Below are 21343 nucleotides of genomic sequence, written 5' to 3'. Positions count from 1 at the left end.
CCGAGGGATCGCCGCGTCACGCTTCTGATGAACGGGCAAATCGTTTACCATTACCGGCTAACGCGCTCACGGGTAACAGACAGACTATGCAAGAAACGCAACCGCAAGCCGGATTCCTGTTTCACGACTACGAAACCTTCGGCACCCACCCGCAGCTGGACCGCCCCGCTCAGTTCGCGGCCATTCGCACCGACGCTGATTTCAATATCATTGGCGAACCTGAAGTCTTCTACTGCAAGCCTGCCGATGATTATCTGCCGCAGCCTCAGGCAGTAATGATTACCGGCATCACGCCGCAGGAAGCGCTGGCCAAAGGCGAAAATGAAGCGGCGTTTGCAAGACGGATCCATGATTTGTTTACCGTGCCGAAAACCTGCGTGGTTGGCTACAACAACGTGCGTTTCGATGATGAAGTGACGCGTAACATTTTCTACCGTAATTTCTTCGACCCATACGCCTGGAGCTGGCAGAACCATAACTCTCGCTGGGATCTGCTCGATGTAATGCGCGCCTGCTACGCCCTGCGTCCGGAAGGCATCAACTGGCCAGAAAACGAAGACGGTTTGCCGAGCTTTCGCCTGGAACATCTGACCAAAGCCAACGGGATCGAGCACAGCAATGCCCACGATGCGATGGCCGACGTGTACGCCACCATCGCGATGGCTAAACTGGTGAAAGCGCGTCAGCCACGCTTATTCGATTATCTGTATACCTTCCGCGGAAAGAATAAACTGGCGACACTGATCGACGTGCCGCAAATGAAACCGCTGGTGCATATTTCCGGTATGTTCGGGGCATGGCGCGGAAACACCAGTTGGGTGGCACCCTTGGCCTGGCATCCGGACAACCGTAACGCGGTGATTATGGTCGACCTGGCGGGTGATATGTCACCGCTACTCGAACTGAACGCTGATGAACTGCGTGAGCGTTTATACACGCCGAAAGCCGATCTCGGCGAACTGTCGGCGGTTCCGGTGAAACTGGTGCATCTGAATAAATGCCCTATTCTCGCCCAGGGCAATACATTACGCCCGGAAGATGCCGATCGTTTGGGTATCAACCGCCAGCTGTGCCTGGATAACCTCAAGGTGCTGCGCGATAACCCGCAGGTGCGCGATAAAGTGGTGGCGATATTTTCTGAAGCGGAGCCTTTTGTGCCGTCAGAAAACGTCGACACCCAGCTCTACAACGGTTTCTTTAGTGATGCGGACCGCGCAGCGATGAAAATTCTTCTGGAGACCGAGCCGCATAATCTGCCCGCGCTGGATCTCACCTTTGCTGATAAGCGCATCGAAAAACTGCTGTTCAACTATCGGGCGCGTAACTTCCCCGGCACGCTGGATGAATCAGAGCAACAGCGCTGGTTACAGCACCGTCGTAACGTCTTTACCCCGGAATTCCTGCAGGCTTATGCCGATGAACTACAGCAGTTGTACGTTCAGTATGAAGGGCATGACGAGAAACTCGCCCTGCTGAAAGCGCTGTATCAATACGCGCAAGAGATTGTTTAAGTTCGCATAACAGGCATAAAAAAACCGGAGACAGTGTCTCCGGTTTTTTTTGACTATCGCGCGTCGAGATTACGCGATGTCTTCGTACTGTGGCACCGGGTTGCGGAAGCTGCGGGTCACACAGGCCAGATAAATCAGGCCACCTGCGCCCCAAATCAGACCGAGAACCATCGAGCTTTCTTCCAGGTTAATCCACAGCGCACCCACTGTCAGCGCACCACATACCGGCATAAGCAGGTAGTTGAAGTGATCTTTCAGCGTTTTATTGCGCTTTTCACGGATCCAGAACTGCGAGATAACGGACAGGTTAACGAAGGTGAAGGCCACCAGCGCACCGAAGTTAATCAACGCCGTTGCTGTTACCAGGTCAAATTTAATCGCCAGCAGAGCTATTGCGCCCACCAGCAGCACGTTCCATGCCGGGGTACGCCATTTCGGATGCACGTAACCGAAGAAGCTTTTCGGGAACACGCCATCGCGGCCCATCACGTACATCAGACGAGAAACGCCTGCGTGTGCTGCCATGCCGGATGCCAGTACGGTCACGCTTGAGAAGATAAGCACGCACCACTGGAAGGTTTTACCCGCCACGTACAGCATGATTTCAGGCTGTGACGCATCGGGATCCTTGAAGCGAGAGATGTCCGGGAAATACAGTTGCAGGAAGTAAGATGCAACGATAAACACCCCACCGCCAATCAGCGCCGTCAGGACAATGGCTTTCGGGATAACGCGCTCGGCGTCTTTGGTTTCTTCAGACAGAGAAGAAATACCGTCGAAACCCAGGAACGAGAAGCACAGAATTGTCGCACCGGTGATCATCGGTGTGATATGCGCGCCATCAGACCAGAACGGGCGGCTACTGGTCAGCGTACCTGCACCCGTACCGTTGTGAACGCCCCAGATGATCATGCCGACAATAACGGCAACGATACCCATCTGCAGCACCACAATCAGGGTGTTGAAGTTAGCCACGGTTTTAATGCTGCGCAGGTTGGAAATGGTCATAAAGGCCACTAACCCGACAACAAATATCCACGATGGAACCGAAGGTACCAGCGCTTCAAAGTAGATTTTTGCCAACAGGATATTGATCATCGGCATAAACAGATAATCAAGCAGCGAAGACCAACCCACCATAAAGCCAACCGTCGGGCTAATGGATTTCTGGGCGTAGGTATAGGCTGATCCTGCGGACGGATAGCGGCGAACCAGCTTACCGTAACTTAACGCAGTAAACAGGATGGCTACCAGAGCGAATGCATAGGCTGTCGGGACGTGACCATCGGTCAGTCCAGATACGATACCGAAAGTATCGAACAGCGTCATAGGCTGCATATAGGCAAGACCCATCATAACAACCGGAATCAACGTAAGAGTCTTACGTAATTCCACGCGAGAGGTGTTTGGAGTAGCGTTATGCGACATGGTTATTCCCCTTTACGGTGAAAACCGTCGCGTAAGCAAAAAATTGCCCCATTTTTTGTATTCCTCGGCGACAACAACTGTCGATTTTTAAGTAAGTATCTATCCGGTACGAAGCCCGGCCTCTTGTATGAATGAGTGTGTCTCGAAAGCAAAAAAATAACCGACGCCATAAAATTGCGTCGGTTAGTCTCTTTTTTGCTGGCGCGTATTTTGCCCCCTTCCCCCTATAAAAACAAGAGAACGAGAGGCCCATCAAAGAAAACTTTTCCTTAAATGCCTGATTATTCATCAGGGGTGCGGTTATAGACTGCCGCGATAGCACTATTTGCCAAAACAGCTTCCCGCCACCAGGCACTCGCCAGGCCCGCGGTCTGCTCGTTCCAGCCAATCCACACCGCATCAAACGGCACGTGAGCCGCAACCTGTTTTTCGACTAAAGCACCGCTGTCGATAAACCGCTGAGCCAGATAACGCGGAAGATAACCGCAGCCCAGACCGCTGATTTGCAGCTCCAGCTTGGTTTTAAAATCAAAAACGGTAATTGCTTCCTGATCCTCAAGCACCTGCTGAAATGCAGGACAGTCAGGCGTGGTGCCATCGCCGACGATAATCGCCCGATGGCGTTTGATGGTTTTGCGGTTCAGCGGTTCGGTCTCTTCCGCCAGAGGATGATGGGCCGCCACAACGAAAATCTGCTCCAGCTCACCTAAAGGCGCGAAACCGAAATCACTGAGCGGCGGCGGATCGTGCAGCGCACCGATAACGATATCTGCCCGGCCCTGTACCAGCGCATCCCAGGAACCGCCGAGAACGCCGTTGATAAATTTCAGCCGCGTAACACTGTGCCGTTGGTAGAACTGTTCAATGAGCGGAGCCAGCAATGAGAAAGGAAAGGTATCGTCCACGCCGATAACCAGATCATTCTCCCAACCTTCGTGCAGTTTGACCGCCTGCTTTTCGAGTTCACGCACCGTGTGCAGGACTTCCCGCCCCTTTTCCAGCAGCATTTGCCCGGTGCGGGTGAACTTCGCGCGGTGTCCGCTACGGTCGAGAATTTGAATATTGAGGTCGCTTTCCAGCTTGTGAACGGTGTAGCTCAGTGCGGAAGGGGTTTTGAAGAGCTTTGCCGATGCCGCAGCAAAGCTCCCTTCTTTATCGAGCGCATCAAGAATGATGAGAACTTCCAGTAATGGTTTCATCGTCGCCCCCAGTCGGTACGCGATGTCACCGCGGGTCGTTTACTCCAGCGGCATCACCAGCGGATCGGGATGCTGGTACTCAAACCCCAGCTCAGAACAGATGCGGTTACCATCAATAATGCGTCCTTTCTCAGCGCTATCGCTGAATACAGGCGGCTCAAGTCCAAGCTCGCGGGCCATCTGCGGGTAAAACGTTGAACGAGACGGATGTCCGGGCGCACATAAATTATAGATGTGCCCGCCCTTCGGTGCCTGCAGCAAAAGCGTTATCGCGGAAATCACATCTTCCAGATGCACCAGATTGACGCCCTGCTGCCCATCCGGCGCGGATTTCCCGGCAAAGAATCGCCCCGGATGACGCTCCGGCCCGACCAGGCCCGCCAGGCGCAGAATATCGACAGACGTCCCCGGCAGATTATGCAGCCAGTCTTCCAGCTCTTTCAGCACGCGGCCGCTGGAGGTTATCGGGTCACGCGGGGCGTTCTCTTTAATCGTGCCGTGCCCTTTGCCGTACACCGACGTCGAGCTGGTGAACACAATTCGCGGGATGCGGTACGCCAGCGCACTGTCGACAATCTCCTGTACCGCCTGTAAATAAAACTCTTCGCCGGGACCGCTGCGCCGCGCAGGAAGCGTGATAACCAGCGCGTCGACGTTCATCAACGCATCCAAATCATCTGACTCACAGACCAGCTGCGGATCCAGGCGCAACAAATAGCTGTCGATGCCACACATTCTCGCGGCCTCAATCCCATCTTCGGTGGTTTTACTGCCGGACACCTGCCAGCCTCGCGCGCTCAACGACAGTGCCAACGGCATACCCAGCCAGCCCAAACCTACGATTGCGACCTTTTTCATCTGTGTTCTCCTGACTCGTTCGCGTTCCTTTTATAAGGCTACGCCAGCCCTCGCCAACTGACAATTTATCTGATGAATATGAAATGAATTAAAGATGCAAAAAAGCCCTTGCTTTATAGCGATAAAGTGGTTTAGGTTAAAAGGCATCAAATGCATAAGCATTCAGCGAGAAATTTTATGAACTGCGTTCAATTTAAAAACCACCATCATCACCATCACCCTGACTAGTCTTTCAGGCGATGTGTGCTGGAAGACAGTTAGATCTTCCAGTGGTGCAGAACGCAAGAGAAAGCCCCCGGAAGATCGCACTTCCGGGGGCTTTTTTTTGGGCGCGAGTTTCGAGTCATTCAGACAGGACTACGAGGATATAAAAATGTTAGACAACACACGTTTACGCATAGCTATGCAGAAATCCGGGCGTTTAAGCGATGATTCACGCGAATTGCTCGCCCGCTGTGGCATAAAAATTAATATGCACAGCCAGCGCCTGATTGCGCTGGCAGAAAATATGCCTATCGATATTCTGCGTGTCCGTGACGACGATATCCCGGGCCTGATCATGGACGGCGTGGTTGATCTCGGCATTATTGGCGAAAACGTACTGGAAGAAGAGCTATTGAGCCGCCGCGCTCAGGGCGAAGATCCGCGTTACTTTACCCTGCGTCGCCTCGATTTTGGCGGCTGCCGTTTCTCACTGGCTGTTTCCGTTGACGACCCGTGGGATGGCCCAATCAGCCTCAATAATAAGCGTATCGCGACCTCGTATCCGCACCTGCTCAAACGTTACCTCGATGGTAAAGGTGTTCAGTTTAAATCCTGCTTATTGAACGGGTCTGTTGAAGTCGCCCCGCGCGCGGGTCTGGCCGACGCCATCTGCGACCTGGTATCTACTGGCGCGACGCTTGAAGCCAACGGCCTGCGTGAAGTGGAAGTGATTTACCGCTCCAAAGCCTGCCTTATCCAGCGCGACGGCGAAATGCCGGAAGCCAAACAGCAGCTGATCGACAAACTGTTGACCCGTATTCAGGGCGTGATTCAGGCCCGTGAATCGAAATACATCATGATGCACGCGCCGACCGAGCGCCTGGAAGAAGTGATTGCCCTGCTGCCGGGCGCCGAACGCCCAACCATTTTGCCGCTGGCAGGCGATCAGCAGCGCGTGGCGATGCACATGGTGAGCAGCGAAACCCTGTTCTGGGAAACCATGGAAAAACTGAAAGCGCTGGGTGCCAGTTCCATTCTGGTGCTGCCAATTGAGAAGATGATGGAGTAACCGACCATGAGCTTTAATACTGTCATCGACTGGAACAGCATCAGCCCCGAGCAACAGCGTGATTTACTGATGCGCCCGGCGATCTCTGCGTCGGAGAGTATCAGCCGCACCGTGGCGGAAATTCTCGACAACGTAAAAACCCATAGCGACCAGGCGCTGCGTGAATACAGCGCGAAGTTTGATAAAACCGACGTCACCGCGCTGAAGGTCAGCGAGGAGGAAATTGACGCCGCAAGCCGTCGTCTGAGCGATGAGCTGAAGCAGGCGATGGCGGTAGCGGTGAAAAACGTCGAGACGTTTCACGTTGCGCAGAAACTGCAGCCGGTTGATGTGGAAACCCTGCCAGGCGTTCGCTGCCAGCAGGTGACGCGCCCTATTGCGTCCGTCGGTTTGTATATTCCCGGCGGCTCTGCGCCGCTGTTTTCCACCGTATTAATGCTCGCCACGCCTGCTCGTATCGCTGGCTGTAAAAAAGTGGTGCTGTGCTCCCCGCCGCCAATTGCCGATGAAATTCTGTATGCGGCCAAACTGTGCGGCGTGAAGGATATCTTTAACGTCGGTGGCGCGCAGGCCATTGCCGCGCTGGCACTGGGCACCGAATCGGTGCCGAAAGTGGATAAAATTTTTGGCCCAGGCAATGCGTTTGTTACCGAGGCAAAACGCCAGGTCAGCCAGCGTCTGGACGGGGCCGCCATTGATATGCCTGCTGGCCCATCTGAAGTACTGGTGATTGCCGACAGCGGTGCAACGCCGGACTTCGTGGCCTCCGATTTGCTGTCTCAGGCAGAACACGGCCCGGATTCCCAGGTGATTCTGCTGACGCCGGATGCCGACATGGCTGCTCGCGTCGCAAAAGCCGTAGAACGTCAGCTGGCTGAATTGCCCCGGGCCGATACCGCGCGCCAGGCGTTATCGGCCAGCCGACTGATTGTTGCCCGCGACCTTGCGCAATGCATCGAAATTTCTAATCAGTACGGTCCGGAGCACTTGATTATCCAGACCCGTGATGCGCGCTCTTTGGTCGACAGCATCACCAGTGCCGGTTCGGTCTTTTTAGGCGACTGGTCCCCGGAATCGGCAGGCGATTACGCCTCCGGCACCAACCACGTGCTGCCGACCTACGGTTACACCGCCACTTGTTCAAGCCTGGGACTGGCCGATTTCCAGAAACGCATGACCGTACAGGAACTCTCGAAAGAGGGCTTCTCCGCGCTGGCGTCCACGATTGAAACACTGGCCGCCGCCGAACGTCTGACGGCCCATAAGAACGCCGTTACCTTACGTGTGGCCGCACTCAAGGAGATGAAATGAGCATTGAAGAGTTAGCCCGTAAAAACGTCCGCGACCTGACGCCCTATCAGTCTGCCCGTCGCCTCGGCGGCAAGGGTGACGTCTGGCTGAATGCCAATGAATTTCCGACGGCGGTCTCCTTCGACCTTTCGCAGCAAACGCTGAACCGTTACCCGGAGTGCCAGCCCAAAGCCGTTATCGAAAACTACGCGCAGTACGCCGGGTTGAAACCAGAGCAGGTTCTGGTGAGCCGCGGGGCCGATGAAGGAATTGAGTTGCTGATCCGCGCATTTTGCGAACCGGGCAAAGACGCGATTCTGTTCTGCCCCCCGACCTACGGCATGTACAGCGTCAGCGCCGAGACCTTCGGTGTGGAATACCGGACGGTACCCGCGCTGGAAAACTGGCAGCTCGACCTGCAGGCCATCGCCGATAAACTTGATGGCGTAAAGGTCGTTTACGTGTGCAGCCCAAATAACCCGACCGGGCAGATTATCAATCCTCAGGATTTTCGCGTGCTGCTGGAGATGACGCGTGGCAAGGCGCTGGTCGTGGCCGACGAAGCGTATATCGAGTTTTGCCCGCAGGCGACACTGACCAGCTGGATTGCCGAGTACCCGCATTTAGTGGTGCTGCGCACGCTGTCGAAAGCTTTCGCCCTCGCGGGACTGCGCTGCGGCTTCACGCTCGCCAGCGAAGAAGTGATTGCCCTGCTGATGAAAGTGATTGCGCCATACCCGCTTTCCACACCGGTTGCCGATATTGCGGCCCAGGCGCTAAGCCCGTCGGGTATCAATGCCATGCGTGACCGCGTGGCGCAGATCCTTGAAGAACGTCAGTACCTGATAGCGCAGCTGCGTGACATCGCCTGCGTTGAACAGGTTTTCGACTCGGAGACTAACTACATTCTGGTGCGCCTGACCGCATCAAGCGCAGTCTTCAAATCTTTGTGGGATCAGGGCATTATCTTACGTGATCAGAATAAACAACCTTCTTTAAGCGGCTGCCTGCGTATCACCATTGGCACCCGCGACGAGAGCCAGCGCGTCATTGACGCCCTTCGTGCGGAGAAAGTATGACCCAGAAGTTCCTCTTTATCGATCGTGACGGCACCCTCATTAGCGAGCCGCCGAGTGATTATCAGGTCGACCGGTTCGACAAACTGGCGTTTGAAGCGGAGGTCATTCCTTCGCTGTTGAAGCTGCAAAAAGCCGGTTACAAGCTAGTGATGATCACCAACCAGGACGGACTGGGCACCGACAGTTTCCCGCAGGCGGATTTCGACGGCCCGCACAACCTGATGATGCAGGTGTTCACTTCTCAGGGCGTGCAGTTTGATGATGTGCTGATTTGCCCGCACTTCGAAACCGACAACTGCGATTGCCGCAAGCCGAAAACCAAAATGGTGGCCGCATGGCTGAATGACGGCGTGATGGACGTGGCCAACAGCTACGTGATTGGCGACCGCGCAACTGACGTCACCCTGGCGCAAAATATGGGGATTACCGGCCTGCGCTACAGCCGCGATGATCTCAACTGGCTGAAAATCACCGAGCAGCTGACGAAGCGTGACCGCTACGCGCACGTGGAGCGCACAACCCGCGAAACGCAGATCGACGTCAAAGTGTGGCTGGACCGCGAAGGCGGCAGCAAAATTAACACCGGCGTTGGCTTCTTCGACCACATGCTCGATCAGATTGCGACCCACGGCGGCTTCCGCATGGAAATCACCGTTAAAGGCGATTTGTATATCGACGATCACCACACCGTGGAAGACACCGGCCTGGCGCTCGGCGAAGCGCTGAAGCTGGCGCTCGGCGACAAGCGTGGCATTAACCGTTTCGGCTTCGTGCTGCCAATGGACGAATGTCTGGCCCGCTGTGCGCTGGATATTTCCGGCCGCCCACACCTCGAATACCGCGCCGAATTTACCTATCAGCGCGTGGGCGACCTCAGCACCGAGATGATCGAGCACTTTTTCCGCTCGCTCTCCTACACCATGGGCGTCACGCTGCACCTGAAAACCAAAGGCAAAAACGATCACCACCGGGTGGAGAGTCTGTTTAAAGCCTTTGGCCGTACTCTGCGTCAGGCGATTCGCGTTGAGGGCGACACCCTTCCCTCCTCGAAAGGAGTGCTGTGATGAACGTCGTTATCCTTGATACCGGCTGCGCTAATCTGAATTCGGTGCGGTCGGCGATTATCCGTCACGGCTACGAGCCGGTGGTCAGCCGTGACCCGGATATCGTGCTGCGCGCCGACAAACTGTTTCTGCCGGGCGTTGGCACCGCACAGGCGGCGATGGATCAGCTGCGAGAGCGTGAGCTCATCGAGCTGGTCAAAGCCTGTACCCAGCCGGTGCTGGGGATTTGCCTCGGCATGCAGCTGCTGGGCCGTCGCAGCGAAGAGTCTAACGGCGTCGACATGATTGGCATCATTGAGCAGGACATCCCGAAAATGACAGATTTCGGCCTGCCTCTGCCACACATGGGCTGGAACCGCGTTTACCCAAAAGCCGGTGATCGCCTGTTCCGCGGTATTGAAGACGGGGCGTACTTCTATTTCGTGCACAGCTACGCGATGCCGGTCAATCCGTGGACCATCGCCCAGTGCAACTACGGCGAAGCGTTTACCGCCGCGGTGCAAAAAGACAACTTCTTCGGCGTGCAGTTTCACCCCGAACGCTCTGGCGCCGCGGGCGCGCTGCTGCTGAAAAACTTCCTGGAGATGTGATGATCATTCCCGCTTTAGATTTAATTGACGGCACCGTGGTCCGTCTCCATCAGGGCGATTACGGCCAGCAGCGTGATTATGGCAGCGACCCGCTTCCGCGTTTGCAGGAATATGCCTCGCAGGGTGCTGAAGTACTGCATCTCGTCGATCTCACCGGTGCAAAAGACCCGGCGAAACGTCAGATCCCACTGATTAAAACCCTGGTGGCGGGTGTGAATGTTCCGGTGCAGGTTGGCGGTGGAATTCGAACGGAAGAAGACGTCGCGGCCCTGTTAGACGCAGGCGTCGCTCGCGTGGTGATCGGCTCGACCGCAGTAAAATCGCCTGAAGTCGTGAAAACCTGGTTTACGCGTTTTGGCGCGGAAAAACTGGTGCTTGCGCTGGATGTCCGTATTGATGACCAGGGAACCAAACAGGTTGCAGTCAGCGGCTGGCAGGAAAACTCCGGCGTGACGCTGGAAGAATTGGTCGAAACCTATTTACCCGTCGGGCTCACGCACGTGCTGTGCACCGATATTTCCCGTGACGGTACGCTGGCGGGCTCCAACGTTTCTCTGTATGACGAAGTGTGTGCCCGTTATCCGCAGGTGGCATTCCAGTCTTCCGGCGGCATTGGTGGCCTCGAAGACATCGCCGCGCTACGCGGGACTGGCGTTCGCGGTGTGATTGTCGGACGTGCGCTGCTGGAAGGTAAATTCAACGTAACGGAGGCCATCCAATGCTGGCAAAACGGATAATTCCTTGTCTTGACGTGCGTGATGGTCAGGTGGTGAAAGGCGTGCAGTTCCGCAATCACGAAATCATCGGCGATATCGTCCCGCTGGCAAAACGCTACGCTGAAGAAGGCGCAGATGAACTGGTATTCTATGATATTACCGCCTCCAGCGATGGGCGCGTGGTGGATAAAAGCTGGGTGTCACGCGTTGCGGAAGTTATCGATATTCCTTTCTGCGTGGCCGGTGGGATCAAATCGGTAGACGACGCGGCCAAAATCCTGTCGTTTGGCGCGGATAAAATATCAGTGAATTCCCCTGCTCTCGCTGAGCCTGAGCTGATTACCCGTCTGGCGGATCGCTTTGGCGTGCAGTGCATCGTCGTCGGGATCGATACCTGGTTCGACGCTGACACAGGGAAGTATCATGTCAATCAATATACTGGTGACGAAAACCGCACCCGGGTGACGCAGTGGGAAACCCTCGACTGGGTGCAGGAAGTGCAAAAGCGCGGCGCGGGTGAAATCGTGTTGAATATGATGAACCAGGACGGCGTGCGCAACGGTTATGACCTTGCGCAACTCAAAAAAGTGCGGGATGTTTGCCGCGTACCGATGATTGCCTCCGGCGGCGCGGGGACGATGGAGCATTTCCTCGAAGCCTTCCGTGATGCAGACGTCGATGGCGCACTGGCCGCGTCGGTGTTCCATAAGCAAATTATTAATATTGGCGAATTAAAAGCGTACCTGGCGACTCAGGGCGTGGAGATCAGAGTATGTTAACGGAACAGCTGGACTGGGAAAAAACCGACGGACTGATGCCTGCCATCGTGCAGCACGCGGTATCCGGTGAAGTGTTGATGCTGGGTTATATGAATCAGGATGCTCTGACCGCCACTGAGCAGAGCGGCAAAGTGACGTTTTACTCGCGTACCAAACAGCGCTTATGGACCAAAGGTGAAACGTCCGGCCACTTCCTCAATGTGGTCAGCATCACCCCGGACTGCGATAACGACACCCTGCTGGTGCTGGTAAACCCGATTGGCCCGACCTGCCATAAAGGCACTTCCAGTTGCTTTGGCGAAACGGGTCACCAGTGGCTGTTCCTGTATCAGCTCGAACAACTGCTGGCAGAACGCAAAACTGCCGACCCTGAAAGTTCCTATACGGCGAAACTGTACGCCAGCGGTACAAAACGCATCGCACAAAAAGTCGGTGAGGAAGGCGTGGAAACCGCGCTGGCGGCCACCGTCAATGACCGCCATGAACTGACCAACGAAGCCTCTGACCTGATGTATCACCTGCTGGTTCTACTGCAGGATCAGGATCTGGATCTGACAACGGTGATTGAGAATCTGCGTCAACGTCATCAGTGATCTTTATCGGATATAAAAAAACCGGGCTCTGGAAATGAGCCCGGTTTTTTATTGTTGCAAAGCTAACTTAGGCTTTCGGCTGGAAATTACGCAACGCGTTACGACCCAGTACGATACCCGCACCGACCATTCCGCCCAACAGCACTGAAAGGACCAGGATAATCGCCCGTTTCGGGCTATCACGACGGAACGGCAGCGTTGGCTTCATCACGTAACGATAAGCGTGAATATTTGTTACCTTCGGCTCATCGTCCTTACCACCGGTCATCAGGTTATCGACATCCAGCAGCGTCTGACGCGTCTGATAGTAGCTGTCCGGGAAAGTCAGCGGACGCGTTGATTCGTTTTTCACCATTGCACCGAGTGCATCGCTACCCAGCATAAACATGGTGTCCTGAGAAACCTGCTCGGCCTGCTGAACCTGTGGCAGCTTGATCTTTGACTGTACTGCTACGGTCAGTGCCTGGGTGATTTGCGCGATACGCAGCGCTTTCTGCTCGGCCGCCACTTTTTCCTGAGTGGTCAGCGACTGCTCAAGATCGTTTTTACGGGAACCGATGTTAGATTTGAGGTCACCTTCCACAGCCCTGGCAACATCGTCATCAACCTGCTGAATGTATTTCGCCAGCGTCTGTCGCGCCTCTTCAGCCGTATGCGCAGTGTAGGAAACACGCAGCGGCAGGTTTTGTCCTTTGACCGCGGCTTCGATATTCAGCTTTTCCGGCTCTTCCTTGTTGTCCAGCGATTCAGAAAGGGCTGAAAATGAAGAGTTAAAACGGGTGATGAAATCCTGTTGAATTGCATTCACTGAAGGTGCGCTGTTGCCATACAAAATGTTCATGGCGTTGGAATAGCTGGAAATCTGGCCAGAATCAGGCTGTGTTATCAATGCTGTAGAGGTCCATTTCTCTTTAGCAATCATGATGTAGCCCACGGCCAGAAGAATGGCGACAATCACACATACGATGATGGTGACCTTTCCACGCCAGATTTGTACCAACAGATCGATCAGATCAATCTGCTCCGGCTCACTGCGGTGGCCGGTAAAACCGTTATTATTGTCCTGAGTCATACAAACCTTAACTGCACAATTTAAGAAAAGCCCACAAGGGCGAATAGTCTACCCACGCGTATAAGAATTACTATAAGAATAGTGCCCGAAGTCGCGATAACTGACCAAAAAAACAGGCTACCCTAATTGTAGATAACGATTATCTTTTTGCGCCAGCTAACGGTATGATTTTGCTTTCAGTTATGCCAGAACCCGACTGATGCATTTCTGGTCAAAATTTGAGGAAAAAAGATGAAATACCTGGTTACCGGCGCCGCCGGTTTTATCGGCTTCCATGTCAGCGAGCGTCTGCTGCAGGCAGGCCATCAGGTGGTGGGGATTGATAATCTCAACGACTACTACGACGTTAACCTGAAACAGGCACGTCTCGACCTGTTGCAAAAGCCAGGTTTTAGCTTCCATAAAATCGATCTGGCTGACCGCATCGCGATGGCGAATCTGTTTGCAGATGAGAAGTTCGATCGCGTGATTCACCTCGCCGCGCAGGCCGGGGTACGTTATTCGCTGGAAAACCCACACGCCTACGCGGATGCCAACCTGATTGGTCATTTGAACGTGCTTGAAGGCTGCCGCCATAACAAGGTGCAGCACCTGCTGTATGCCTCATCCAGCTCTGTCTACGGTCTGAATCGCAAAATGCCGTTCTCGACCGATGATTCTGTCGACCATCCTGTCTCCTTGTATGCGGCGACCAAAAAAGCCAACGAGCTGATGTCGCATACCTATGCCCATCTGTACGGTTTGCCAACTACTGGCCTGCGTTTCTTCACCGTCTATGGCCCATGGGGTCGCCCGGACATGGCGCTGTTTAAATTCACCAAAGCCATGCTCGAAGGCAAAAGCATCGATGTTTATAACTACGGCAAGATGAAACGCGACTTCACCTACATCGATGATATTGCTGAGGCGATTATTCGTCTGCAGGATGTCATCCCTCAGCCGGATGCCAACTGGACGGTCGAAACCGGATCGCCTGCCAGCAGCTCTGCGCCGTACCGCGTCTATAACATTGGTAACAGCTCACCGGTTGAATTGATGGATTACATCACGGCCCTTGAAGAAGCACTCGGTATTGAAGCTGAGAAGAATATGATGCCAGTTCAGCCGGGTGATGTTCTGGAAACCAGCGCGGATACTCAACCGTTGCAAGACGTGACTGGCTTCAAACCAGAAACCACGGTTAAAGACGGGGTGAAAAACTTCGTCGACTGGTACCGCGGGTTCTATAACGTTTAATCGCGTTTTGCAGTACGCCAGCAACTAAAAGGCCCTCAGATTTGAGGGCCTTTTTGATATCAGAGCAACTCGGGTTTAGTCGTTGCCGAACAAATCGCGGGTATACACTTTATCCGCCACATCAGCGAGTTCTTCCGCCATGCGGTTGGAGATAATCACATCAGCCTCCTGCTTGAACGCTTCCAGGTCACGGACCACGCGCGAGTGGAAGAACTCGTCTTCCTGCATCACCGGTTCATAGATGATAACCTGCACGCCTTTAGCTTTGATGCGCTTCATGATCCCCTGAATTGAAGAGGCGCGGAAGTTATCCGACCCACTCTTCATAATCAGACGATACACACCAACGACTTTCGGTTTACGCGACAAAATGGAGTCCGCGACAAAATCTTTACGCGTGCGGTTGGCATCCACGATAGCCGAAATCAGGTTATTCGGCACAGACTGGTAGTTAGCCAGCAACTGTTTGGTGTCTTTAGGCAGACAATAGCCGCCGTAGCCAAATGACGGGTTGTTGTAATGGTTGCCGATACGCGGGTCCAGGCATACGCCTTCGATAATCTGACGGCTGTCGAGCCCTAAGCTTTCGGCATAGCTGTCCAGCTCATTGAAGTAGGCCACACGCATTGCCAGATAAGTATTGGCGAACAGCTTAATGGCTTCGGCTTCAGTTGAATCGGTGAACAGCGTCGGGATATTTTCTTTAATAGCGCCTTCCTGCAACAGTGCAGCAAAACGTTCTGCCCGCTCGGAGCGCTCACCGATCACGATACGTGATGGATGCAGGTTGTCGTATAACGCACGACCTTCACGCAGGAACTCTGGCGAGAAGATCACATTATCGATACCCAGTTCATCTTTAATGGACTGAGTGAAGCCTACCGGGATGGTCGATTTGATGATCATCACCGCGTTTGGGTTGAATTCGACCACATCACGAATGACTGCTTCAACGCTGGAGGTATTGAAGTAGTTGTTCTTCGGGTCGTAATCGGTTGGGGTCGCGATTATCACATAATCCGCATCGCGATAGGCATCCTGCTTGTCAGTCGTAGCGCGGAAGTTCAGCGTTTTGGTTGCCAGGTATTCTTCAATCTCTTTATCTGCAATCGGCGATTTCTTCTGATTGAGCATGTCCACTTTGGCCTGCACGATATCCAGCGCCACCACTTCGTGGTTCTGTGCAATCAGAATGCCGTTTGAGAGGCCAACATAACCTGTACCGGAAATTGTAATTTTCATTAGAACGCAACTTTATTCAGTTAACGGTGAAGATGGCACCTGGCCATCACGATAAACAATAGCTGTTGGGGGTTTTACCTCTAGCGCAGAGGCACTGTCAAGGCGAAGCCTGCGAATTGCCATGATGTTGAAGCGACATTCAGACTACTTCGAATAAACACGCGATTTTTGGTTAAAAAAAACCCGGAGACAAGGCTCCGGGTTTGATGTCATTTGCTGCTTAATTCAGATTATTCCATCCACTCGGTGTGGAATACGCCTTCTTTATCAGTGCGCTTGTAGGTGTGCGCGCCGAAGTAGTCACGTTGAGCCTGAATCAGGTTTGCCGGCAGAACTTCAGCACGGTAGCTGTCGTAGTAGGCAATGGCAGCAGAGAAGGTTGGGACAGGAATACCGTTCTGTACTGCATAGGCAACAACATCACGCAGCGCCTGCTGGTAGTCGTCAGCAATCTTCTTGAAGTACGGCGCCAACAGCAGGTTCGCGATGTCTGCATTCTCAGCATACGCATCGGTGATTTTCTGCAGGAACTGGGCACGAATAATACAGCCCGCGCGGAAAATCTTCGCGATTTCGCCGTAGTTCAGATCCCAGTTGTACTCGTTGGATGCAGCACGCAGCTGAGAGAAGCCCTGCGCGTAAGAAACAATTTTACCCAGGTACAGTGCGCGACGCACTTTCTCAACGAACTCAGCTTTATCGGCTGCAGGTTTAGCCTGTGGGCCACTCAGCACTTTAGAGGCTGCAACACGCTGATCTTTCAGAGAAGAGATATAACGCGCGAAGACAGATTCAGTGATCAGTGACAGCGGCTCGCCGAGATCCAGTGAGCTCTGGCTGGTCCACTTACCGGTACCTTTGTTCGCCGCTTCATCCAGAATGACATCGACCAGGTAAGTGCCTTCTTCATCTTTTTTAGTGAAGATGTCTTTGGTGATGTCGATCAGGTAGCTGTTCAGCTCGCCGTCATTCCATTCGGTGAAGACCTGCGCCAGCTCTTCGTTAGAGAGCTTCAGACCGCCTTTCAGCAGAGAGTAAGCTTCCGCGATAAGCTGCATGTCGCCGTACTCGATGCCGTTGTGGACCATCTTCACATAATGACCCGCACCGTCTGGACCGATGTAGGTCACGCACGGTTCGCCATCTTCGGCCACGGCCGCGATTTTGGTCAGGATTGGGGCAACCAGCTCATACGCTTCTTTCTGACCGCCAGGCATGATTGATGGGCCTTTCAGCGCGCCTTCTTCACCGCCGGAAACGCCGGTGCCGATGAAGTTGAAGCCTTCTGCAGACAGCTCGCGATTACGACGCACGGTGTCCGGGAAGTAGGAGTTACCGCCTTCAATGATGATGTCGCCTTTATCCAGGTAAGGCTTCAAAGATTCGATGGCTTTGTCCGTGCCCTCGCCCGCCTTCACCATTAACAGGATACGGCGTGGTGTTTCCAGAGACTCGACGAATTCCTGCACCGTGTAGAAAGGAGCCAGTTTCTTGCCTGGATTCTCGGCAATCACTTCTTCAGTTTTTTCACGGGAGCGGTTGAAGATGGAGACGGTATAACCACGGCTTTCGATGTTGAGCGCCAGGTTGCGCCCCATCACTGCCATACCGACGACGCCGATCTGTTGCTTGGACATTACATACTCCTGTCAGGTGTGGTCACCACGCGGGGTGTGCGTGGCTTGAAATGTGGAGAAGATGTTAACTCAGGATATATGAGAGTGTGTAGTGGAAGATGCCTTTATTTTAATTAATAATGTTGCCTGAGGATCAGAAAAATTTGCATATCTGTTCAAGCACATTAAATGAACAACGTGATGGCTATAATTGATATCACAATCCATTGATTTTCCCGAGGACTAACTCTACAAGCTCTTTAGCCTTTCTTTCATCATTTGATTCCGTATAACAGCGAAGTTCAGGTGCATTTCCTGAAGGGCGTAGATGGAAAATATCACCACTACTGAGTATAAATCGAGCTCCATCGGTGAGATCAACATTGATACAGCTTAGACCTTGCAATTGTAATTGCGCCAGAAACGATTCAGGGGACTCAACTGCATCTGCTATAATTTTCTGACTTTTCTGTGATGGATAATTTGATAAGCGATCCGACCATGTAAATCGTTGTGGCAGAGCATTCACTAGGGTCGAAACTCTATTTTCAGTGGATGCGACTAAAAGCATCAATGCAGGCAAAACAGCGTCTCTTGTAGGTAATGCCGATAAAAGATTGCTATTAATTTTTACATCTGTAGCCAAGAGAAAACCTCCATTGGCTTCAAACCCAGCAACTGATGAGTGTTCTTCAATCAATTGGTCAAATGCAGCAATGACATAAGGAGAGCCAATTTTAGTTCTAACTATTGAGTGAAATTGATTTGAGACCTCAATTGCAGTATTACAACTCACAGGCACAGCAAGAGCATGTATTGAAAGTTGCTGTGCTGCAAGTAACCCCAAAATATCTCCTCGCAACCAGTTTCCTTTTTCGTCAGAAACTAATGGCCTGTCGCCATCACCATCGGTTGAGAAGATGGCATCTAGTTTAAATTCTGTAGCCCATTTCTTCGCGAGTAATCGATCATCTTCGCCAACAGCTTCGGTGTCAATTGGAACAAATTCATCACTACGTCCTAGTGAAATAACCTCAGCGCCCAATTTCTCAAAGAGTGTTGCATACAAATCACGCCCTGCACTGGAGTGTTCATAAATTCCAATTCGCTTACCAGTCAGTTTTTCAGGACCGTAAAGAGATGAATATCGCTCAATATAGGCATCAGCTCCTTCTTTTTTTACCTGTAGTGAAGATAATTCTTTTACTGGTAAAAATTCATAAGTACTATTTACAATAGCCTGCTCATCTATTTTAGAAATCTCGCCATCGGGACGATAGAATTTCAACCCGTTTCGATCAAACGGAATATGACTTCCAGTTACCATAATGCAAGGTATATTATTGCTGATAGAATAATAAGCTAAAGCTGGTGTTGGTATCACAGAGTGATATTCGACTTTAAATCCATGCTGTGTAATAGCTGCTGCACACACTTGTGCAATCTCATAGCTACTAGGCCTATTATCTATTGCTATTGCTATAGAAGTAAATTTAAAGGTTTTGCTGACAACGTCAAGAAATGCATGTGTAAAAGCAGCACATACTTCATGAGTAAAATCTCTTACCAAGCCTCTAGCACCACTAGTCCCAAAGGCAATGCCGCTTTTGTAAATAATTTCATTTGCTTTTAACATAATAGTTACTTTTTAATGAACTGTGGAAGTTTTGAAAAGTTTTTATAGACCAAAGCTAAGGGCCATATAATTCCATATTTTTTCATAACACGAACATCTTCAATTGATTTACATAACATGCATGATAATGAACGATTACTGATACCCCCTACTCTCATCTTAACGAGTACCTTGGGTATATAAGCAACAGAGATTTGGTGTTTGAGGATGAATCTAACGATTGAATCGTAGTCTGCAGAAATTCGGTACTCAAGAGAGAAATTACCAAATTTTTCATAGCATGAACGCTTCATATAAAAGGATGGATGAGGAGGCATCCATCCGAAATGCATTTTTTTACGATCGAATACACCACTTTCCCATAAACGAACACGTTTGTTCGTATCATCCTTCATAACATATTCTAAGTCGCCATAAACTGCATCACAATCAGTCGTTGAAAATGTATTTGCAATATCCGAGATTACCATATCGGAGGCTAATAAATCATCTGAATGCAAGAAGCCAATCACATCACCCGTCGCTAAACTGATACCTTTATTAAGTGCATCATAAATCCCTTTATCCGATTCGCTTATTACTTTAGATACCCTCGTGCAATTAGCATCTACCAAAGTAAGAGTCTTGTCTTTTGAGGCTCCATCGATAATAATATATTCAATATCAGAGTATGTTTGCGTTTCAAGAGAACGAAGTGTGTCACGTAAAGTTGCTTCACTGTTATAAGTTGCTGTGATGATGGATATTTTCATCAATAACCAACTCCTGAAGAGGAAACCCGTATGACATCATCTTCTTCGAGATATACACCTGACCTTACCTCAATAATTACAAGTGGGATCTTCCCCGGATTTTCGATTGCATGTGGTACACCAACAGGTATAAAGGTAGATTCATTCTCTGATACTAAATAAGTACTTTCGTCTAAATGAACTTTTGCTGTGCCTGATACTACAATCCAATGCTCGGTACGATGATAATGAATCTGTTTTGTTATAATTTGACCCGGTAATACGATAACATGTTTGACCTGATATCGAGGCCCTTCTGCAACTGTATCATGACTGCCCCATGGTCGAAAAATCTCACGGTGTTGTAAATACTCAACACGATTTGTTTCCTTAAGTCTTGAAACAATGCTTTTAACTTGTTGGACTTTATCTTTATGAGCAACGAGCACCGCATCTTTAGTTTCTACAACAACTAGATCCTTAATACCCACAGCTCCAATTAATCTATGTTGGGAATACAAATAGCTATCGGATGTATCTTCAATTAAAACGTCACCTCTAACAGCGTTGCCACTTTCATCTTTTGTGCTTATATCCCAAAGCGCCGACCATGACCCAACGTCACTCCATTTGGCATCCAAAGGCATAACGACAGCTTTGTCTGTTTTTTCCATGACCGCATAATCAATCGAATCCTCAGGACAAAGACAAAAGGCATCACTGTCAATTCTGATGAAATCCAGATCCTGGCTCGTCGCTGCCATAGCATTTTTGCAAGCTGAAAGAATTTCCGGCCGAAATTTACCAAGCTCCTGGAGAAAAGTTGATGCTTTGAACATGAACATGCCGCTATTCCATAAATATCCTCCTTCGGTAAGATATTTCTTTGCAAGCTCAAGCTCTGGTTTTTCAACAAATGCAGAAACCTCATAACCGCTACTATTTAAAGCTGCACCCGTTTTGATATAGCCATATCCGGTTTCTGGCAGTGTGGGTATAATACCGAATGTTACCAGTTTACCGCTTTCAGCGTGAACCTTTGCATTAAGTACCGCAAGTGTAAAACTTTCTAGATCTTGAATTTCGTGATCAGCAGCCAAAATCAGCATAATTGGATCATCACCATTAGCTCGCGCATTCAAAGCAGCTAATGCTACAGCAGGGGCTGTGTTACGACCAACAGGTTCCAGCAAAATCCCACTGTGCTGTAATTCTTCTTTTCGTAACTGCTCAGCCACAATAAATCGATGAGCTTCATTACAAATGATAAAAGCTGGGGTATGTTCAATCTTATCAAGGCGATGTACTGTTTCCTGGAGCATAGTCAATCGACTATTAAGTGACAGAAACTGTTTAGGATATAACGTACGAGAAAGGGGCCATAGTCGAGTGCCGGAACCTCCAGCCATAATAATAGGAAGTAGCATATT

Annotated in this window: 20 protein-coding genes, 1 pseudogene and 1 other annotated feature; of the genes and pseudogenes, 11 read left to right on the top strand and 10 right to left on the bottom strand. The window is 51.4% G+C overall.

What is annotated here, in order from left to right:
• Positions 1–86 precede the first annotated feature (86 nt).
• Complete coding sequence (gene sbcB / locus MUU51_RS17085; protein ID WP_159775506.1) at positions 87–1511, top strand: exodeoxyribonuclease I; 1425 nt, start codon at positions 87–89, stop codon at positions 1509–1511.
• Positions 1512–1580: 69 nt separating this feature from the next.
• On the opposite strand, the gene MUU51_RS17080 is transcribed toward sbcB, so the two are convergent.
• The 4 genes and pseudogenes from MUU51_RS17080 to MUU51_RS17065 all read right to left on the bottom strand — a co-directional run bounded on the left by MUU51_RS17080 (position 1581) and on the right by MUU51_RS17065 (position 4996).
• The gene (locus MUU51_RS17080; protein ID WP_200849720.1) at positions 1581–2939 is read right to left on the bottom strand and encodes an APC family permease; all 1359 of its coding nucleotides are present in this window, start codon (positions 2937–2939) and stop codon (positions 1581–1583) included.
• Positions 2929–2991: a membrane protein YoeI gene (yoeI, locus tag MUU51_RS17075; RefSeq protein ID WP_133461903.1), complete on the bottom strand. Its 63-nt coding sequence runs from the start codon at positions 2989–2991 to the stop codon at positions 2929–2931. Before yoeI ends, MUU51_RS17080 begins: the two co-directional genes overlap by 11 nt.
• Before the next feature lie 235 nt (positions 2992–3226).
• Positions 3227–4138, bottom strand: a pseudogene (locus MUU51_RS17070) (LysR family transcriptional regulator); the annotation flags it as partial.
• A 39-nt stretch (positions 4139–4177) separates the two neighbouring features.
• Positions 4178–4996: an SDR family oxidoreductase gene (locus tag MUU51_RS17065; RefSeq protein WP_258968201.1), complete on the bottom strand. Its 819-nt coding sequence runs from the start codon at positions 4994–4996 to the stop codon at positions 4178–4180.
• A gap of 177 nt (positions 4997–5173) precedes the next feature.
• Here MUU51_RS17065 and hisL point away from each other — a divergent pair, with 177 nt between their 5' ends.
• The 9 genes from hisL to hisIE all read left to right on the top strand — a co-directional run bounded on the left by hisL (position 5174) and on the right by hisIE (position 12380).
• The gene (hisL, locus tag MUU51_RS17060; RefSeq protein WP_159775649.1) at positions 5174–5224 is read left to right on the top strand and encodes a his operon leader peptide; all 51 of its coding nucleotides are present in this window, start codon (positions 5174–5176) and stop codon (positions 5222–5224) included.
• Positions 5200–5323: a sequence feature (His leader region), on the top strand. (Overlaps the previous gene by 25 nt.)
• Positions 5324–5369: 46 nt before the next feature.
• Positions 5370–6269 carry an ATP phosphoribosyltransferase gene (gene hisG, locus MUU51_RS17055; protein WP_125351992.1) on the top strand — a complete coding sequence of 300 codons (900 nt, stop codon included), beginning with the start codon at positions 5370–5372 and terminating at the stop codon, positions 6267–6269.
• Between the two features lie 6 nt (positions 6270–6275).
• Positions 6276–7580: a histidinol dehydrogenase gene (hisD, locus tag MUU51_RS17050; RefSeq protein WP_258968200.1), complete on the top strand. Its 1305-nt coding sequence runs from the start codon at positions 6276–6278 to the stop codon at positions 7578–7580.
• A complete protein-coding gene (gene hisC / locus MUU51_RS17045; RefSeq protein WP_159775514.1) occupies positions 7577–8638 on the top strand; it encodes a histidinol-phosphate transaminase in 1062 nt (353 codons plus the stop codon). The genes hisD and hisC overlap by 4 nt, the downstream gene beginning before the upstream one ends.
• Complete coding sequence (gene hisB, locus MUU51_RS17040; RefSeq protein ID WP_258968199.1) at positions 8635–9702, top strand: bifunctional histidinol-phosphatase/imidazoleglycerol-phosphate dehydratase HisB; 1068 nt, start codon at positions 8635–8637, stop codon at positions 9700–9702. The genes hisC and hisB overlap by 4 nt, the downstream gene beginning before the upstream one ends.
• Entirely contained in the window at positions 9702–10292 is a 591-nt protein-coding gene (gene hisH / locus MUU51_RS17035) for an imidazole glycerol phosphate synthase subunit HisH (protein WP_159775518.1), read from the top strand. Before hisB ends, hisH begins: the two co-directional genes overlap by 1 nt.
• Positions 10292–11029, top strand: coding sequence for a 1-(5-phosphoribosyl)-5-[(5-phosphoribosylamino)methylideneamino]imidazole-4-carboxamide isomerase (gene hisA / locus MUU51_RS17030; RefSeq protein ID WP_159775520.1), 738 nt, complete (start codon positions 10292–10294; stop codon positions 11027–11029). The genes hisH and hisA overlap by 1 nt, the downstream gene beginning before the upstream one ends.
• Complete coding sequence (gene hisF, locus MUU51_RS17025) at positions 11011–11787, top strand: imidazole glycerol phosphate synthase subunit HisF (RefSeq protein WP_110509558.1); 777 nt, start codon at positions 11011–11013, stop codon at positions 11785–11787. Before hisA ends, hisF begins: the two co-directional genes overlap by 19 nt.
• Positions 11781–12380 (top strand): bifunctional phosphoribosyl-AMP cyclohydrolase/phosphoribosyl-ATP diphosphatase HisIE, encoded by a 600-nt coding sequence (hisIE, locus tag MUU51_RS17020; protein WP_258968198.1) that lies wholly within the window; start codon positions 11781–11783, stop codon positions 12378–12380. The genes hisF and hisIE overlap by 7 nt, the downstream gene beginning before the upstream one ends.
• Positions 12381–12447: 67 nt before the next feature.
• Here hisIE and wzzB read toward each other — a convergent pair whose 3' ends face one another.
• Positions 12448–13452: an LPS O-antigen chain length determinant protein WzzB gene (gene wzzB / locus MUU51_RS17015; RefSeq protein WP_258968197.1), complete on the bottom strand. Its 1005-nt coding sequence runs from the start codon at positions 13450–13452 to the stop codon at positions 12448–12450.
• Between the two features lie 231 nt (positions 13453–13683).
• Here wzzB and MUU51_RS17010 point away from each other — a divergent pair, with 231 nt between their 5' ends.
• Positions 13684–14688, top strand: coding sequence for an NAD-dependent epimerase (locus MUU51_RS17010; protein ID WP_258968196.1), 1005 nt, complete (start codon positions 13684–13686; stop codon positions 14686–14688).
• 75 nt (positions 14689–14763) lie between these two features.
• On the opposite strand, the gene ugd is transcribed toward MUU51_RS17010, so the two are convergent.
• From ugd to MUU51_RS16985, 5 genes are all read right to left on the bottom strand, one after another.
• Positions 14764–15930 carry a UDP-glucose 6-dehydrogenase gene (gene ugd / locus MUU51_RS17005; RefSeq protein WP_258968195.1) on the bottom strand — a complete coding sequence of 389 codons (1167 nt, stop codon included), beginning with the start codon at positions 15928–15930 and terminating at the stop codon, positions 14764–14766.
• A 230-nt stretch (positions 15931–16160) separates the two neighbouring features.
• The gene (gnd, locus tag MUU51_RS17000) at positions 16161–17567 is read right to left on the bottom strand and encodes an NADP-dependent phosphogluconate dehydrogenase (RefSeq protein WP_159775532.1); all 1407 of its coding nucleotides are present in this window, start codon (positions 17565–17567) and stop codon (positions 16161–16163) included.
• A 196-nt stretch (positions 17568–17763) separates the two neighbouring features.
• Positions 17764–19182, bottom strand: a complete 1419-nt coding sequence (locus MUU51_RS16995) for a phosphomannomutase (RefSeq protein WP_258968194.1) — start codon at positions 19180–19182, stop codon at positions 17764–17766.
• A gap of 5 nt (positions 19183–19187) precedes the next feature.
• The gene (locus MUU51_RS16990) at positions 19188–19934 is read right to left on the bottom strand and encodes a glycosyltransferase family 2 protein (RefSeq protein ID WP_258968193.1); all 747 of its coding nucleotides are present in this window, start codon (positions 19932–19934) and stop codon (positions 19188–19190) included.
• A complete protein-coding gene (locus tag MUU51_RS16985; protein WP_258968192.1) occupies positions 19934–21340 on the bottom strand; it encodes a mannose-1-phosphate guanylyltransferase/mannose-6-phosphate isomerase in 1407 nt (468 codons plus the stop codon). The genes MUU51_RS16990 and MUU51_RS16985 overlap by 1 nt, the downstream gene beginning before the upstream one ends.
• Between the last annotated feature and the right edge of the window lie 3 nt (positions 21341–21343).

Origin of the sequence: Scandinavium manionii (genome assembly GCF_024764775.1) — a bacterium.
Taxonomy (GTDB): Bacteria; Pseudomonadota; Gammaproteobacteria; order Enterobacterales; family Enterobacteriaceae; genus Scandinavium; species Scandinavium manionii.
This window is presented reverse-complemented; position numbering and strand designations above follow the sequence as displayed.